We start from the raw sequence: 17397 nt of genomic DNA, 5'->3' as shown, positions 1-17397 counted from the left end.
CGGCTCCTTGGTTTACTTAAATACCTTATCGCGCTGCAACAACTCATCCTGTAAATTGGCCAACTTTTGGGTAATATAAACTGGAAATTCGTCTGGGTTAACTAAGCGTTGTGTGGCAGCCGGAATTTCAGCCAACATTTCCTTACTATGTTTTTGAATATCAAACACTGCAGGTAAATCTGTTTTAAGATTCGTTGCGTCCAAGACCTTCTCTTGGAGCGGTACTGCATCATAATCATCAATCATGTGGTCGCGTTTGGTTGCCAACGGATTGGCTTTAATCACATCAATTGGCTTATCCAATTTTTCATCCTGCAGCGCAATCACATCCGCAAAAGCATGTTTTGTGCCAGGGTAATAAAGTCGATATACCTGCTTTAATCCAGGCAAGGTCAGTTTTTCACGACTGGCACTGACTTTAATCTTTGGAATTAATTGATTGTTTTGCTCGATCGCCGCCAGCTTATAAACGCCGCTTAAAACAGGTGATGACGCACTGGTAATCAACTTTTCACCAACCCCAAAATTATCAAGTGGCGCTCCTTCTCCAAGTAGCGATTGAATCACGTGTTCGTCCAAGGCGTTGGAAGCCGTAATCTTGGCGTCTGGGAATCCGGCGTCATCTAATAATTTACGGGCACCTCTGGCAAGTTGCGTAATATCACCAGAATCAATTCGAATACCAACTGGCTGATGCCCGGCTTGTTTTAATTTCCTAAAGACTTTAATCGCATTAGGGACCCCAGACTTCAGGACATCATACGTGTCAACCAACAAGGAGGCATTATCCGGATAAACTTCCGCCCATTTCTCAAAGGCGGTCAATTCATCAGGAAAGGCCTCAATCCACGCATGGGCCATTGTTCCGGCAGATGGAATGCCGAACTTTTTAGCTGCTAAGACATTCGATGTGCTTGTGCAGCCACCAATCACGGCGGCTCGGGCACCATACGTGGCACTTTCAGGGCCTTGTGCACGACGGGCACCAAATTCCATAACCGGTCGCTTGCCAGCAGCATACGTGATTCGCCGTGCCTTAGTCGCAATCAGTGACTGATGATTTAAAATACTTAACAAGAGTGTTTCAAATAGCTGGGTCTGCAAAAGCGGTCCTTTAATTGTCAGCATCGGCTCACGTGGAAAGACCGGCGTCCCTTCAGGAATTGCAGATACCTGGCAGTCAAATTTAAATGTTTTTAAATAATCAAGAAAATTCTCTTTGAACAAATGAAGTGAGCGTAAATAAGTGATATCGCTCTCGTCGAAATGAAAGTTCTGAAGTGATTTGACGACCTGCTCAAGCCCGGCTGAAATCACGAAGCTTCCCTGATCTGGAACCTTTCGGAAGAAGATATCAAATACACCCTGTTCTTCATCGATCGTTTGGCGATACCCATTTGCCATTGAAAATTCGTACAAATCAGTGACCATTGATAAATTATCCATCATTAAATCCTTCTTCATCATTATTTGGTGTTTCCTTAAAAGTACATTCCACTTTTATGGTTATAAAAATAAAAGTATTGAAAACTTTTATTCTAAGTTAACGCTTCTGTTCAAAAATTTCAAGTCTAAAGTGCCGCTAATTTGTAAACCCGAGCAGGCCGCCCAGGCCGATTTTCAGTTGTGGTGCCCATATCTGTAAATAACTTATTGTGACTTTTCTTAAAGTTAGAATTATCGATTTTGTTAACAGGTGTCTTAAGAAACGGTGAATAGACCATTCGAGCATCCTTCAAGGTGAATTTGGCACCCAAAACCAAAAGAATATTTGGTTGATAGTCCAACTTGTTTCGAATCCGATCACAGGCTATTTTTAAAATCCATTCATGATCAAAGGCCAAATGTTTCGTCGGATCAAGATTGGCTTTAGCAAATTTCGCATAAAACATGGTTTCGGTACTACTAATCGCGGTTTGAAAAGTTTGTTGACCATCACTGAACGTATAGCAATTATCCGCATACCCCATTGAGAACCAGCGGGCATCAGAAGCGCCGTAGCCAGCCTTTAATTGCGGTTTGTCCGGTAAAAACGTCATGTAGGCTAATGACAAGGTTCGATCACCCGGGGTCCGCAATTTATTAGTAAAGGTAGCCAACTGCTCGGTGTGACTGCCGGATAAAGCCATTCCAATTTTTTCTTTAACCAAACGTAGTGCCGCTTCATCAGCACTCTCTTGAAACCGCATGAACGTTTCGGGAAGCGCCCAATAGCCATTGTAGGGTTGATTATCACGCTTCACCAACAGAATGTTCACTCGGTTGGTCGTGTGATCAAAACTCCAAATAATGTTAGTAATGTTAATAAATGGTTGTTCCAAGATGTTAGATGCTGCCAAATGAACCATCCCCTTATCATAAGTATTGTTAATGTTTGGATTTAAATCGTTTGAACATAAGTGACAACTATGTTAATTTTAGTCCATTTTGGGGGGAATGAAAATAGAGAGTGCAAAGAGAAGCGGTTAGACTCCAGAATATAAGCCCCTTAATGGCATATTCCCGGTTTTGGGATATGCCATTAAGGGGCTTATATGGCCGGAGTCTGCTTCTCCTCTGCACGTTTAAACTCGGGAGCCAGCCCACAAAGAATATTCACGGTTTTGGGATATGCCATTAAGGGGCTTATATGGCCGGAGTCTGCTTCTCCTTTGCACGTTTAGACTCGGGAGCCAGTCCCACAAAGAATATTCCCGGTTTTGGAATATGGGATTAAGGGACTTATATGGCCGGGAGTTGCTTCTCCTTTGCACGTTTAGGCTCGGTAACCCCAAACACCATATCTCTAATATAAACTAAGCTACCTTATAAGACAGTTTCAGCAACAAACATCCAAAAGAAAGTCCAGATACTCACGGTTTGAACAACCCTCTGCACAGTTGACAATCAATTAGTAACGTCAGCCTTACCAACTCATTTTTAACGATCGCTTTTATTGCCTAATCTCCCTACGATTTGTACAATTAACTTGATACTAGATATCCATTATTGCTGTTGAGAATTGAATTATCCAACTCTTAATTTTTTTATTTCGACACTTTTGCTCACTAGTTCACAGAGGAAGTGGGACCAATGTTAAAGAAAATATTGATAGCAATTGCTTTGGGTACATTAACGATTGTCATTGCTATATTTGGTTTCTTTGTCAGCACAACATCTGCAACTGAAATCACTCCAGAGGGAACAGCAAGGTTTGATAGTCCACAGGCAACAATCAATATTTCAAACAGTTCACAGTCTTATCAGGTTATCTGGATGAATGCAATCAGAGCATGGAATCGAACTGGTGTATTTAGCTTTTCTTTAAGCACCAGTCCAAATGCACAAGTAATAGCTGGCACTAATTCAGGTATGAGCGCCAAGTTTACCGGTCTAACTAATTTAACAACCAACGATCAAGGCTATATTTCACACGTCACAACCAATCTAAATCCAAAAATATTAGCAAAGTATTCTTACCTGCCAACTGAACAAACCAATGTTGCCGAACACGAATTGGGTCACGCAATTGGTTTATTGCACAGTGCTAATAAAGCCAGCGTTATGTATATCAACAATCGTACCTATGGGATTCAAAATATTGATATTCAGGCAGTTCAACAATTGTACGGCTCACCACTTGGAAACCAGGCGTTTCCCTACCAAAGCTATACATTCCAAGATCCTTTTGTTTTGAAGGTGAAGGGCCAACCAGAAGAATAACTCGGATTCTGACTAGTCGTTAAATGTTCCGATTAAGTTAATCCCGAAAGTCTGCACAAAGGGGCTGGGACAAAAGTAATTTTGTCCCAGCCCCTTTGTGTAATCACGATTATTACCGAGTGGAAATGTGAGATAAAAGGCAACTTCCTGCCGTACAACCGAATTATCCCAATATTCAAGCCCGGAATATTCGGATAATCCAGTTGTACTCTGGAAGTTAACCGCCTTTTGTCTCACTCTGCTTCCTTCATTAAAATAAATGTATGATTGGCGGAAAGTTATAACATATTGTGTTCTAACTTTCCGGCTCGTAGTTCGGTGCTTCTTTAGTGATGATAATATCGTGCGGATGTGATTCCCGCAAACCGGCATTTGAAATTTCAACGAACTGAGCGTTGTCATTCATGTCTTTGATCGTGGCCGAACCGGTGTAACCCATTCCTGAACGCAGGCCGCCAACCATTTGGAAGACGATGTCGTTGATTGATCCTTTATATTCAACTTCACCTTCAATTCCTTCTGGAACAAGCTTGTTGGCTTCATTCACGCCGCCTTGGAAATAACGGTCACTTGACCCATGTTGCTGGCTCATCGCAGCAACACTTCCCATGCCACGGTATGATTTATATTTCTTACCGTTTTGTTCATAAACGTCACCAGGCGCTTCTTCAGTACCGGCCAGAACACTGCCAAGCATAACGGCAGTTCCACCAGCAGCAAGCGCTTTGGCAATATCACCAGAATACTGGATACCACCATCGGCAATAATTGGCTTGCCCCATTTACGGGCAACTGATGCGGCATCATAAACGGCAGTTAGTTGGGGAACACCGACACCGGCAACAACTCGAGTCGTACAGATGGATCCGGGACCAATTCCAACTTTCACAACATCAACTCCGGCTTGGAATAAAGCTTCAGTTCCGGCAGCTGTTGCGACGTTGCCGGCAATTAAAGTGGTATCAGGATAATGATCACGAATCTGGGCAATCTTGCGGAGAACCCCTGCAGAATGGCCATGAGCGGTGTCAATCACGATGGCATCAGCTCCAGCCTTAAGCAACGCGGAAGCACGGTCAAACGTATCGGATGAAACACCAACAGCGGCGGCAACTAACAATCGATTTTGATCATCAATGGCAGCTTTAGGCGCCGCATCAGTCTTCTTAACTGCTTTGACCTTTGCGACTTCACCTGCTTGGGCTTCAATGCTCAAGTTTTTGTGAATAACACCCAATCCACCAAGTTTAGCTAACGCAATCGCCATTTTCGATTCGGTAACTGTGTCCATACCGGCACTGAGAAAAGGAACATTTAATTTCAAATTGTCTGCCAATTGTACTGATAAATCCACATCGTTCGGCAATACATTACTTGCTGCAGGAATTAACAGCACATCATCAAACGTATATCCCTTTTTTCCGAACTTTTCATCCCAACTAACCATCTATCTCGCTCCTTTTTAAATATCGATTGCCTAATAACTTATCATTTTGCCCCGCAACAATCAACGATTATGAAAGGATTCTCATCACGGTCTCATGATTGACGCTACTATGTCACAATCTAACTTGTAGAAATTGTTTTGATTATACACGAACTTTCCGAATAAATAAAGCCTTTTTAACTATTTTTTAGTTGAAATAGGAATTATCATAAATCCATATCATGTATTGTTCGTGTTTTACTTTAAAACGGCCAAATAAAAAGTCCACCATCGAGACAATTGCTCGATAACGGACTTAGTCAATCTGGATTTAATAACTCGTTTTAACGCTAAAACAACCCACCGGTAATATTCCAGCGACGCTTGACGAAGAAAGCCGCAACAGCACCCAATAATCCCAGAACAATATAAGCATATGGATTAAGAATTGGATTAATAACTGCTGGTAACATTCCTGCAAGGAAGAAGATAAACATCCAAACCAAGAAGAACAGAATAATTAACGGAATTCGAACCCACAGCGAGTACTTATGCTTAACACCAGGTTGAATCAACATCGTTAAAGCCGGAATACCCAAGCCGGCAACCACAGCCGTTACAACGATTCCTGTAATCCCCATTGTCGTCTGCTGGCCACCCTTGGAGAAGAAATAAGTAATCCCATACAAGAATGAAAAGATCACAAAGAACAGTAACATATTGTATCCTGCATTGGGCCAGTAATCCTTGATCGGATCTGCCGGCCGCTTAGGTGGGTTCAAGATGCTCTCAACTTTTTGATCAACTGTTCCCCACATATTACGGGCAGTTTTTCCAGACTTCTGCTCAGCTAATAATTCATCAACCATTTTTTTGACAATTTCACCTTGCTGGTCAGCGGTTAGTTTAGTACCACTAATTGCTTGGTTGAACTTAAACATATACTCGGCATTTCGCTTGGTTAACCCAATGTTATCAAATTGAGAATGGACAATTTTCGTTGTCCGGTCCCGATCCTGATGGACATTGGCGTTTTTTTGCCGAACGTTGGCATTACGCCGCTTTTCATCACTGTTACTACTCAATAGCTGTTCGCTCCTTAAAATAATCCGATTAAATTCTTCCTGACATGTGAGTCGAATGAAAGCCGGTGACATGGCCGGAAGTCGTCTTTCTTCGCACGTTTTTGCTGAATAACAAATTTTGATTAACTTAAAATGGGCTGAATAAAATGGTATTTGACCCGGCCGCTACTCAGAACCATCTCATTAGACGTTAAATCTAAACTCAACAATGTCGCCATCCTGCATCACGTAGTCTTTACCTTCAAGCCGTAATTTACCAGCGTCCTTAACAGCAGCTGGTGTTTCGTATTTATCAAGATCTTCAAAGGCCATAATTTCTGCTCGAATAAAACCACGTTCAAAATCCGAATGGATAATTCCGGCAGCTTGTGGCGCCTTGGTTCCCTTTTTAAAGGTCCATGCACGGGTTTCCTTACCACCGGCCGTAAAGAAGGTTTGCAGGCCTAGAAGCTTGTATGAAGCCCGAATGAGCCGATTTAAACCAGGCTCCTCAACGCCTTCAGCTTCGAGGAATTCTTTCTTCTCATCGTCATCCAACTGTGCAATTTCTTCTTCGGGAGCAGCTGCAACTCCAATAGCTTGGGCACCCTCTTTTTCAGCATATTCTTTAATGGCAGGAAAATACTTAGAATGCTCAGGATCAGCCATATCTTCTTCAGCAATGTTGGCAACATATAGAACTGGCTTACTGGTTAGTAAGAACAACCCTTTGACAATTTTTTGCTCGTCTTCATCAAAAGCAATGGATCGAACCGAACCACCGGCTTCCAAAACCGGCTTGATTTTGTTAAGAACGGCCAATTCAGCCTTAGCTTCTTTGTCGCTGCCCTTAGCAGCCCGTTGAACCTTACCCAGGCGCTTGTTAACTGCATCCAGATCAGCAATTCCCAACTCCAGGTTAATGGTTTCAATATCATCAATTGGATCAACCTTACCGGTAACGGTCGTGATGTTATCATCATCGAATGCCCGGACAACGTGAACAATTGCATCTACCTGACGAATATTTTCCAAGAACTTGTTGCCAAGTCCTTCACCTTTACTGGCACCCTTAACGATTCCGGCAATATCAGTAAATTCAAAGGTTGTCGGTACAACCTTCTTGGCGGGGATTAATTCTTGAATCCGATCCAATCGTTTATCCGGAACTTCAACCATGCCAACATTTGGATCAATAGTAGCAAACGGATAGTTGGCCATTTCAGCACCGGCCTTGGTAATTGCATTAAATAGTGTTGACTTACCAACGTTTGGTAACCCAACGATTCCTGCAGTTAATGACATAACTCAACAACGCTTCTTTCTAGTTTATTTTTCAGCTTTAACAAGGATTTTCTTTAATTTTCGATCAAACTCTCTTCGGGGCATCATAACGATATGACCACATCCCGTACATTGAATCTTAATATCAGCACCCATTCGGATGATTTCCCAACGGTTCGTGCCACATGGATGTGGCTTCTTCATTTCAACAAGATCATTGAGATCATACATATTAAACATCCTTTCTAACTCACCCAAGAGCCCTAATCTTTAATCTAAGTTGACGTCTAACATCTCGAGAATCCGGTTTAAATCATCCTGAGACGCGTATTCAATTTCAATTTTACCCTTTCCCTTTTTACGGGAAGAATTCGAAATTGAAACTTGTGTCCCAAACTTCTCTTGAAGTTGGCCTTCAGAGGCTCTGACAAACGGAGATTTACGTGGCACCCGTTTCTTTTTAGTGCCCTTTTTTCCATTAATTTTGGCGGCTGCCTGCTCCAGTTGCCGAACAGTCATTGAATCAGTGACCGATTTCTTGGCCAGTTTGATTAATTCCTGCTTATTATTGACTGAAAGCAATGTCCGTGCTTGGCCCATTGATAATTTATTATCTTCGAGCATATCTTTAACTTCGGTTGGTAGCCCCAGGATCCGGAGATAGTTGGCAATATATGGCCGGCTTTTACCTAATCTGGAAGCAACTTGCGCCTGTGTTAAATCAAGCCGGGTCATTAGCATATTATAAGCTTCAGCCTCTTCTAAAGTCGTTAAGTCTTCTCGCTGCAGATTTTCCATAACAGCAATTTCCATCATCTGTTCTTCATTGACGTTACGAACAATCGCTGGAATCGTTTCCTGCTGGGCAATTTTAGACGCCCGCAATCGCCGCTCACCCGTCAATAGTTGGTAAGCTTGAACTTCTGGATTGGGTTGTCGAACAATGATCGGCTGGAAAACGCCAGAATTCTTGATTGAAACTGCCAAATCTTCCAAGGCCTTTTGGTCAAATCGGTGACGTGGTTGATAAGGATTAGGCTTAATTTGATTAACCTTAATATCAATCACATCTTCTTTACTAGTGTCAACATTATTATCTTGAAAAAGTGCCTCAATTCCTTTTCCAAGACCGGTTGGTTTCTTTTTATTCACCATGATTTGCCAACACCTCCTTGGCCAGTTTCATGTATTTCTTAGCGCCCTTCGACTTCGCATCATAATCCATAATTGGTAGTCCATAACTTGGCGCTTCGGACAGCCGGACGTTTCTTGGAATCACCGTTTCATAAACCTCATTCTTAAAGAATTTACGGACCTCAGCGTTAACCTGAACACCCAAGTTGGTTCGAGCGTCAAACATCGTCAACAATACGCCCTCAATCTTCAAATTGGGATTAAAATGTTTCTTAACCAACTCAATGGTATTCAAAAGCTGGCTCAATCCTTCCAAAGCATAGTACTCACTTTGAACCGGAATTAAGATCGAATCACTGGCAGTAAAGGCATTAATGGTAATTAATCCTAACGATGGTGGACAGTCAATCAGAACATAGTCATACTGATCTTTTACCTCATCAAGGGCGGCTTTCAGGCGGGTTTCACGGGCCATCTGAGGAGTCAATTCAATCTCGGCACCCGACAATTGAATGGTTGCCGGAACAATATCTAATCCCTTGTGTTGGGTATGAACAATGGTTTCAGCCATTGATTCCTCATTGACCAAAACATCGTAAATATCCTTCTTAATGTCTGCTTTGGCAACCCCAACCCCACTTGTCGCGTTTCCTTGAGCATCAGCATCGACGAGGAGAATCTTTTTACCTAAGGAAGCCATACCGGCACCCAAATTAACAGCAGTCGTCGTTTTACCAACGCCACCCTTTTGATTTGCCAGTGCAATTACAAAGCTCATCTGCATCCCTCCTCCTCATCATTTACTTTGCCCTAACGGTTCTTTATTCGGTGTCCCAGGTTTACGAGGATACTTTCTTGGCGTTTCATTTATTTTTTTGATAACAATAATATGGCGTTGTTCGTCCGAAATTGGCAACGAAAAGTCATAGTCATCGGCCAACCGACCACCTAAAATTGAAATTGCGGACTGAGCATCCTTCAACTCGTCCTCAGCCTTGGCAGCCTTCATGGCAACCATTAGGCCACCAACTTTGACTAACGGCAAGCAAAGCTCACTAAGCACCGACATCCTGGCAACTGCACGAGCCGTCACCAAATCAAATGCTTGCCGACTGGATGACTTTTTGCCGCCAAATTCTTCAGCGCGAGCATGTACCAGTGTTACGTCAGTCAGCTGGAGCGTTTCAATCAACGTTTCAAGAAAATTAATTCGTTTATTTAATGAGTCAACAATCGTAACCTTCAATTGTGGAAATAGAATTTTTAGTGGAATTGATGGAAAACCGGCACCGGCACCAACATCACAAATAGCAAGTGGTTGATCTCTAATTTGTGAAACAAAAAAGGCAGGCGTCACAGAATCATAGAAATGTTTTAAATAAACGTCCGATCTTTTGGTGATCGTCGTTAAATTTACGTGTTCGTTAGTTGCGATTAACAGCTTAAAATAGGCATCGAACTGCTGCATCTGTTGATCGTTAACTTCAATGCCCTGATCAAGAAGGGCTTTTTTAAATTGATCGTTGTTCATTATTTAGTCTCCTGAATTGTGAAACAATCTGTTTCACGTCTTATTATACTTTACCTTAAAATCGCTTATATGACAAGGGCAGAGTACGCTAAAAGCTTTCAGAAATGAATCCGAAAATGACACTTTCAATAAACAATGATAATTCAATTACCGGATGTTCCTGATTCTTGAAAAAATCAGGAAGATCACATTGATATGATGGTTTAATCATATGAATAATAGCCATGCTTAATAATTAAAATCAGACTTAAAATCCGTTATGGCTACTTGGCCGAAACGTGCATTAAGAAGCAGATCCCGGCCATATATGCACGTCACGCCTAACAGTCAAAACCGGACTTAAAATTTGTTATGGCTACTTGGCCGAAACGTGCATTAAGAAGCAGATCCCGGCCATATATGCACGTCACGCCTAACAGTCAAAACCGGACTTAAAATCCGTTATGGCTACTTGGCCGAAACGTGCATTAAGAAGCAGATCCCGGCCATATAAGCACGTCACGCCTAACAGTCAAAACCGGACTGTTAGGCGTGACGTACTTATATTCTGGGATCTAACCGCTTCTTAATGCACTCTGTTTCTTAACGCACTCTCATCCCGGTTTCCATACTGCGCCACATGTTCCCTGACAATTTCAACCACCACTTTGGCAACTTCCGCCATTGCTTCCGTGCTTACACATTCATATGGGCCATGAAAATTGTCACCACCATTAAACAAGTTGGGTGTTGGAATCCCCTTAGCCGTGATAAAATCACCGTCTGTCCCACCACGAAATGGCGAAACGTTTGGCTTAATGCCCAGTCGCTTATAAGTATCTAACACCAGGTTAACAATGTATGGATTCTTTCTAATCGCATCACCAATATTTTGATATTGCTCAGTTACATTCAACTCAATTCGCGGTTGATCAAATCGAGCATTAATCCGGTCAACAATTTTTTGAAGCAAATGCTCCCGTTCACGGAATTTGTCGGTGTCAAAATCACGAATAATAATCGTCAAATCCGCTTTAGAAATTGTCGCATTAAAATCGGTCACTAAAAAGAACCCTTGCCGATCGCGGCTCTTTTCCGGAACTTCATCTTCAGGTAGTCCATTAATTATCTCGTTAGCAAGACTGATTGCATTAACCATAAGACCATAAGCATTCCCGGGATGAACCGATGTTCCATCAATGCTGATTTCGGCCTGAGAGGCATTAAACGTTTCCGGTTCAATCTGACCGGGTTGGCCATTATCCAATGTATAAGCAAATTCTGTCCCAAATTTTTCAGCAGGAAATTGTTTTGCGCCACGACCAATTTCTTCATCCGGACCAAAGCCCGCCCGAACAGTGCCATGCTCGACATCCGGATGATGTAAAAAGAATTTAAACGCACCAAGGATTGCCGCAATACCAGCCTTATCGTCAGCCCCCAAGAGCGTTGTCCCATCAGAAGTAATCAATCGTTGCCCAATAAATTTCTTTAAATTAGGAAACTGCTGCGTACTTAAAACGATCCCCTGTTTCTTGTTTAAGACAATGTCATCACCATTATAATCTGGATGAATTTGAGGTTTCACATTTTCGGCATTATAATCCGCTGTATCCAAATGGGCAATAAAACCAATTGGTGCCAGGTCTTTATCAGAATTGCTTGGCAAAGTTGCAATCACATACCCATTACTAGGTTCATATTCAACATCAGTGATTCCCAACTTTTTGAGATCGTCAACAATCATTTTAGCTAGTTTAACTTGGCCTAGGCTCGTTGGCACCGTCTGTGTTTTGGGATCCGAGCGCGTATTCACTTTTGCATATTTAATAAACAACGATTCGATATACTCACTGTCAATTTCATCCATGCTGCCCACCTACTTCTTCAATTTCTTCAGATGAATGCGTTTATCCAAGACATTTGGATTGATTGCGTTCTTCTTTACCTCGCCTGCTCAATTGGCATGCCCACATAATAAGCAATACCAACTATCAGAATAACTTCGATGAATTTACTTCTTTAATATGTCAACTATACGTCAACTGACAATTTTTTTAAATGGCTTGGATATCCGATTTTTCTCGAACAAAAAGACTGGAACAATAGTCGCTTTGTCCAGTCTCCGTTCGTGTAAATGCGATTGCTACCAAGCAAAAACGCGGGACAAAAGGCAACTTCCGGCCGTGTAACCGAATAATCCGATTACACTCTGGAAGTTAAACGCCCCTTGTCCCGCTCTGACCAAAATAAATTTATCAATTATTTTTGAATTTTGCTAACTTCATCTAAGAACCATTGATTAAATGCATCCGCATCAATATCAACACAAACATTGGCATTTGTCTTACCGTCATGATAAGCACCACGGATATCACCAACTGTTTCACCAATTGCCGGACCATCTGTGACAACGTCAATCCACATCTGCTTCGTGGTAATCGCCTCTGGGTGCAATAGATAGAAAATCGTATTAACATCATGCATCGCAATCCCATCATCACTGTTATCGCCGTCATGAATAATAATATCATGCAGCATTTTACCAGTTTCATTCATGGTGGCTAACTTCTTTAGTGAATCCGGTGTTAATAACGCCTTCATTGTGATATCCAAACCAACCATTGTGATTGGAATTCCTGAATGGTACATAATTCTGGCTGCATCAGGATCAGTAAAGACATTGAACTCGGCCGCACTGGTCATATTTCCTTTACCTAGTGAACCGCCCATTGCGACAATTCGTTCGATGTGATCTTTAACCTCTGGATACTCACTAAATAACAATGCGATATTGGTGTATGATCCGGTTGGCACCAGCGTAATCTTTTCATCACTACTCATAATGGCATCATGTAATGCTTCAACAGCTGTAACATCCAATGGCTTAGGTAAGTCCTCTGGAAAATCATAGCCTGGCATCCCTGACTCACCATGAATCCGAGCAGCATCCTCAAATTCTTTAATCAAGGGTTGCTTGGCACCAGCAGCAACTGGCACATCTTTATTGAAAAAGCGGACAATCTTCTGAGCATTCTTCGTGGTCTTATCAACCGTCACGTTACCCGCAACACTGGTAATCAACTTTAAGTCAATTTGTGGATCATTTAAGGCCATCGTTAAAGCCGCTGCATCATCAATTCCCGGATCGGTATCCATAATTATCTTAATTGTCATTGTTATTTTCCCCTTTGGAACATTATTTTAAAGTAGTGCGCTTAAAACCAAGTCGCACAAGAACAAAACACCTAATATATACGTCGCAACGGTCAGTTCCCTGACCTTTCCGGCAGCGATTTTCAGGATTGGGTACGTTACGAATCCGAATGCCAAGCCAGTTGAAATACTGGTCGTAAACGGAATCAAAACAACAATTAAAAATGCAGGAAACCAATCCGAAAAATCGAACATATTGATCCGACTAAGCTGGTTCATCATCAAGGCACCCGTGATAATAATCACCGGCGCAATCGCTGCTTGCGGAACAAATGATAGTAACGGAATAAAAAACATCGAAATTGCAAACATCATGCCAGCCACAATTGCCGTTAAGCCTGTTCGGCCACCACTTTCAATTGCAGAGGCACTTTCTGCTGCCGCAACAGTTGGACTGGTTCCAAGAATCCCTGAAATAAAACTAGTGACAGAACTTGCTTGAAACGCTTTTTTGAATTTCTTCGGGTTGGGCATAATTCCTTCCAAAAGCCCCATCGATTCAAAGACTAAAATCATCGTCATTGAAAAGCAGGCCAAAATAAATGGAATCGAAATAATCCGGCTAAAATCACCCTTAGCAACGATCGCACTATACTTGGTAATATCGCCAATTCCAACTGATGGAGATGCTTGATCCTTAATCCCAAATAGAATTCCGATGAGTGATGTCACCAAAATGCCAATGAAAAAACCACCTGTCACGTTGCGAATAAACAGAAATAGTGTCAACAACAAACCAAAAATCGCTAATAAGGTCGCTGGTTTAGTCATATCACCCAACGCCAGAATCGAATTTTTTCCCTGTTGAATGAGTTGGGCCTTTTCCAGACCAATTTCAACTAGGAACAATCCAATACCAGCAGTGATCCCCGCTTTCAATGCATCCGGAATCCCTTTAGCCAATATCTCGCTTAGCTTCGTAAACGCGATCAAGATATAAATCACACTTGAAACCATTGAAATGGCGACTGCTTCCTGCCAAGATAACCCCATGGCAACAACCACAGTATAGGTGAAAAACGCGTTGACACCCATTCCAGGCGTCAAAATGACTGGTGCATTTGCCCAGATCCCCATAATCAGACAACCAACCAAAGACGAAATAATGGTGGCAAAAACGCTTAAATCAGTTGGAATCCCTGCATCTTTTAAAATCATCGGATTCACAATGATGATATAAGAGATGGCGAAAAAGCCAGTCACTCCGGCAATCATTTCACGTTTGATGAGTGTCTTATCCTTCAAAGCTTCACGAAGGGGCAACTTGTTAGCGACAACTTCTTCTCTTTGTTTCTTATCCAAACATAAAACCTAACTTTCTAGCTCAAATTCTACCAAACAAATAGTCCGACAATTCCGGCAGACATTAGTGAAACCAAAATCCCCGAAAGTAACATCGTTCCAACGTTCTTACTGATTAAATCGTTCTTTTCCTTATCAACCAATCCCTTGAAGGCACCGATAATCATACCGGTCGTTGAGAAGTTGGCGAATGATGTAATGAAGACCGTCAATTGTGCTTGATAATGGTGTGGGAAGATTGCAAGATTATTGATAGTTCCGGCAATTTTACCCATAACAACAAATTCGTTGGTAACTAACTTCATTCCCATAAATTGAGCAAATTGGAAGGCTTGATTAACATCGAGTCCCATTAACCATGCAAATGGGAACATGATGATTCCTAAAATGTGTTCCAATGACAACCATGGGTTGAATAATGCCAAAATCTTGTCAATCAATGCAGCCAAGGCAACAAAGGCAATAACGTTGGCAGCAATGATTAAGATCAAACGGCCGGCGCCAAGAATTGAGTCGCCTAAGAATGAGAAGTAAGGTTCACGTTTACCATCGGCTTGAACATCGCCAGCCTCAATGGCAGCTTGGCTACTGCTGGAGCCACCCATTTTAGCAATGGTATCTTCTTCAGGAGCCACTTTAACAGGATTCAGAATACTCGTAATAATCAATGCGTTTAAAACGTTCAAAGGAATGGCAGTTAATACAAATTGTCCTGGAACCATTTGCGTATAAGCACCAATGATTGAAGCCGTAACACATGACATGGACATTAAGGCTAAGGTTAAGTTACGTTTTGCTGACATTTGCTTTAATTGAAGTGATGAAACAGCAAGTGCTTCAGTGTTTCCTAAGAACATCATTTCAACAGCAAAGAATGATTCAAACTTAGGTGCGCCAGTCACAAATGAAAGGCCACGGCCAACCCATTTGATGATCCAAGGTAAGACCCCAATATAAGTTAAGGTATCAAACAATGGAACAATCATCAAAATTGGTAATAACGCACTGGTAACGAAATTCATCGTTTTGGCAGTCCCACCAAATTGTGGCGTTACCCAGTTTGGTAATGCAAAATTAATTCCAGTGTAGGCAACCTGAACCAACCAATTGAAACCATCAGCAGCCGCCTTAACAGCATCACGGCCCCACTTAAACTCGGTCAGAACAAATGCGATCAACAAGTTAAGTACTAAAACAACGGCGACTGACCGCCAGTTGATATCTTTGCGACTCTTGGAGAATAATAGCGCAATGGCTAAATAAACAACAATCCCCAGAATATTAATTGCTAGATACATATCGTAAAATCCTCTTTTCTGAATTTATAAACAATAATTGCAAAACAATAAACGATCCCTATCCTCCCTATAGATTGAAATTGGTTTTAAGTTTTAAACCCCGTTTGATGTGTGAATTAATTGTTTAATTCACTTAAAAAGCTATGCCCGATGGACTCTTTGGCAACATCGAGTTGAAAGACATCGGCAATTGTCGAGCCAATATCGGCTAAAGTATGACGGATTCCCAGCGAACTGCCTTCAGGATCCGCCGGTACATATGCCAGCAGTGGCAAATACTCACGAGTTGGCGTGGTACTGATTGTCAGGTCATCAGCGAACGAAGCGGTAATGAGTAATAAATCAGTCTTATACATCTCATTAATTAACCGGGCAATTTGCTGGTCAGCCTCCCGCAGTGATTGCACATACGCGCCAAAGTCACCGGTCACAGCCGCCTTTTGTAAGCCTAGAATCTTGGTATAAATTAATCCGTCGATGGGTGCCACTGCTTCGTGATGAAGTGATTGATACGCCAACTTATCCTTGTTAACCGCGATAATATCCGACAGGTTCTGATTCGAAAAATAGCTCTGATAATTCGTGATAATAATCGAACGAGCATAGTTATCACTATATTTAACAATCGGGTCCAAGACACTGGTCACCCGAATTGGATCTTGATAGTCCAGCATTTCACGAAGACCACTTTGACAATCAGTCGCCGTATTCTTTTCGTGAATTTTGCCAAAATAACCAATCGGCTTATCAACAGGCGCAATCCCCAAAATCGGGTCACCAAACCGGATATTCCCTAACCCTAATTTGCTCAAGGTCGGCAGCTTTAAGTTAATCCCCTCGTGGCTGGCGACGTGGCCCAAAGTATCTGCGCCAACCGAATTAAATCGATTAGCATCACTGGCTTCCCCGATTCCGAGTGAAGCCAGGTCAATAATAATTACGCGTCGAAAATTCATTCAAGACCCTTCTTTTCCCCTAAAATATTCGGCATAAAATATGTAATTCTAATGACAAGGATACTCAATAATCTAAACGATGTAAACTAAAATCATCGTAATGTGAGGAAGTAATACCTTTTACCTAATTGATTGCGCTTTCATTATATCAAAAAGCATTCGCAGTTACAACCTTTAACTTAATTTTTGTGAAATGATGTTCAAACCGTATCACACCGCCAACTGTGCTCACCAATCAGGATCAATTAACAAATGTAATTTGCTTAAATTTTTAACGATTCGAAGCTGATTAACCACTGAGCTTCATTATTTTTAATTTTGTCAACAATGAAGCTCGAATCAAGACATAAGAAATTTTGAGCCGTTTGAATAATGACCAATTGAAGATGGGGCATCAGGATAAAACCAACATCTAATACTGCTAAGCAAACATTAGCAACTAAAATAAAAGGGTCTAAAATTTTTGGGGTTGATACCGTAAGGTATCAATCTTTTTTTGCATATA

Annotated in this window: 16 protein-coding genes; 1 reads left to right on the top strand and 15 read right to left on the bottom strand. The window is 41.7% G+C overall.

The genetic code is table 11. The annotated features are described in order from the left end of the window. Nucleotides 1–12 precede the first annotated feature (12 nt). Both FC85_RS05425 and FC85_RS05420 read right to left on the bottom strand, forming a co-directional pair. Nucleotides 13–1449: a nicotinate phosphoribosyltransferase gene (locus FC85_RS05425; RefSeq protein WP_186825099.1), complete on the bottom strand. Its 1437-nt coding sequence runs from the start codon at nt 1447–1449 to the stop codon at nt 13–15. Between the two features lie 122 nt (nt 1450–1571). Continuing rightward, nucleotides 1572–2348: an NrtR DNA-binding winged helix domain-containing protein gene (locus tag FC85_RS05420; RefSeq protein ID WP_057864537.1), complete on the bottom strand. Its 777-nt coding sequence runs from the start codon at nt 2346–2348 to the stop codon at nt 1572–1574. Between the two features lie 724 nt (nt 2349–3072). Between FC85_RS05420 and FC85_RS05415 the strand changes: the two genes are divergently transcribed. Continuing rightward, the gene (locus FC85_RS05415; RefSeq protein WP_057864536.1) at nt 3073–3702 is read left to right on the top strand and encodes a matrixin family metalloprotease; all 630 of its coding nucleotides are present in this window, start codon (nt 3073–3075) and stop codon (nt 3700–3702) included. A 12-nt stretch (nt 3703–3714) separates the two neighbouring features. Here the strand turns inward: FC85_RS05415 and FC85_RS05410 are convergent, their stop codons facing one another. The 13 genes from FC85_RS05410 to FC85_RS05350 form a co-directional block, all read right to left on the bottom strand. Then, on the bottom strand, nt 3715–3939 hold the full coding sequence (locus tag FC85_RS05410; RefSeq protein WP_057864535.1) for a hypothetical protein: 225 nt from the start codon (nt 3937–3939) through the stop codon (nt 3715–3717). Between the two features lie 58 nt (nt 3940–3997). Further along, nucleotides 3998–5149: an IMP dehydrogenase gene (gene guaB, locus FC85_RS05405; RefSeq protein WP_057864534.1), complete on the bottom strand. Its 1152-nt coding sequence runs from the start codon at nt 5147–5149 to the stop codon at nt 3998–4000. A gap of 329 nt (nt 5150–5478) precedes the next feature. Further along, nucleotides 5479–6213, bottom strand: coding sequence for a DUF1129 domain-containing protein (locus tag FC85_RS05400; RefSeq protein ID WP_057864533.1), 735 nt, complete (start codon nt 6211–6213; stop codon nt 5479–5481). A 183-nt stretch (nt 6214–6396) separates the two neighbouring features. Next, nucleotides 6397–7497 carry a redox-regulated ATPase YchF gene (ychF, locus tag FC85_RS05395; RefSeq protein WP_057864532.1) on the bottom strand — a complete coding sequence of 367 codons (1101 nt, stop codon included), beginning with the start codon at nt 7495–7497 and terminating at the stop codon, nt 6397–6399. A gap of 24 nt (nt 7498–7521) precedes the next feature. Beyond that, nucleotides 7522–7707 (bottom strand): DUF951 domain-containing protein, encoded by a 186-nt coding sequence (locus FC85_RS05390; RefSeq protein ID WP_057864531.1) that lies wholly within the window; start codon nt 7705–7707, stop codon nt 7522–7524. A 39-nt stretch (nt 7708–7746) separates the two neighbouring features. Next, nucleotides 7747–8631 carry a ParB/RepB/Spo0J family partition protein gene (locus FC85_RS05385; protein ID WP_057864530.1) on the bottom strand — a complete coding sequence of 295 codons (885 nt, stop codon included), beginning with the start codon at nt 8629–8631 and terminating at the stop codon, nt 7747–7749. Then, a complete protein-coding gene (locus tag FC85_RS05380) occupies nt 8621–9388 on the bottom strand; it encodes a ParA family protein (RefSeq protein WP_057864529.1) in 768 nt (255 codons plus the stop codon). The genes FC85_RS05385 and FC85_RS05380 overlap by 11 nt, the downstream gene beginning before the upstream one ends. Before the next feature lie 18 nt (nt 9389–9406). Continuing rightward, on the bottom strand, nt 9407–10141 hold the full coding sequence (gene rsmG / locus FC85_RS05375) for a 16S rRNA (guanine(527)-N(7))-methyltransferase RsmG (RefSeq protein ID WP_057864528.1): 735 nt from the start codon (nt 10139–10141) through the stop codon (nt 9407–9409). Nucleotides 10142–10706: 565 nt separating this feature from the next. Next, a complete protein-coding gene (gene pepT, locus FC85_RS05370; RefSeq protein ID WP_057864527.1) occupies nt 10707–11990 on the bottom strand; it encodes a peptidase T in 1284 nt (427 codons plus the stop codon). Between the two features lie 392 nt (nt 11991–12382). Beyond that, nucleotides 12383–13297, bottom strand: coding sequence for a ribonucleoside hydrolase RihC (gene rihC / locus FC85_RS05365; RefSeq protein ID WP_057864526.1), 915 nt, complete (start codon nt 13295–13297; stop codon nt 12383–12385). Nucleotides 13298–13324: 27 nt separating this feature from the next. Next, complete coding sequence (locus FC85_RS05360; protein ID WP_057864525.1) at nt 13325–14638, bottom strand: NCS2 family permease; 1314 nt, start codon at nt 14636–14638, stop codon at nt 13325–13327. A 29-nt stretch (nt 14639–14667) separates the two neighbouring features. Further along, entirely contained in the window at nt 14668–15936 is a 1269-nt protein-coding gene (locus FC85_RS05355) for a NupC/NupG family nucleoside CNT transporter (RefSeq protein WP_057864524.1), read from the bottom strand. Between the two features lie 116 nt (nt 15937–16052). Then, on the bottom strand, nt 16053–16892 hold the full coding sequence (locus FC85_RS05350) for an alkaline phosphatase family protein (protein WP_057864523.1): 840 nt from the start codon (nt 16890–16892) through the stop codon (nt 16053–16055). Nucleotides 16893–17397 lie beyond the last annotated feature (505 nt).

Source organism: Lentilactobacillus diolivorans DSM 14421 (genome assembly GCF_001434255.1).
Taxonomy (GTDB): Bacteria; Bacillota; Bacilli; order Lactobacillales; family Lactobacillaceae; genus Lentilactobacillus; species Lentilactobacillus diolivorans.
This window is presented reverse-complemented; position numbering and strand designations above follow the sequence as displayed.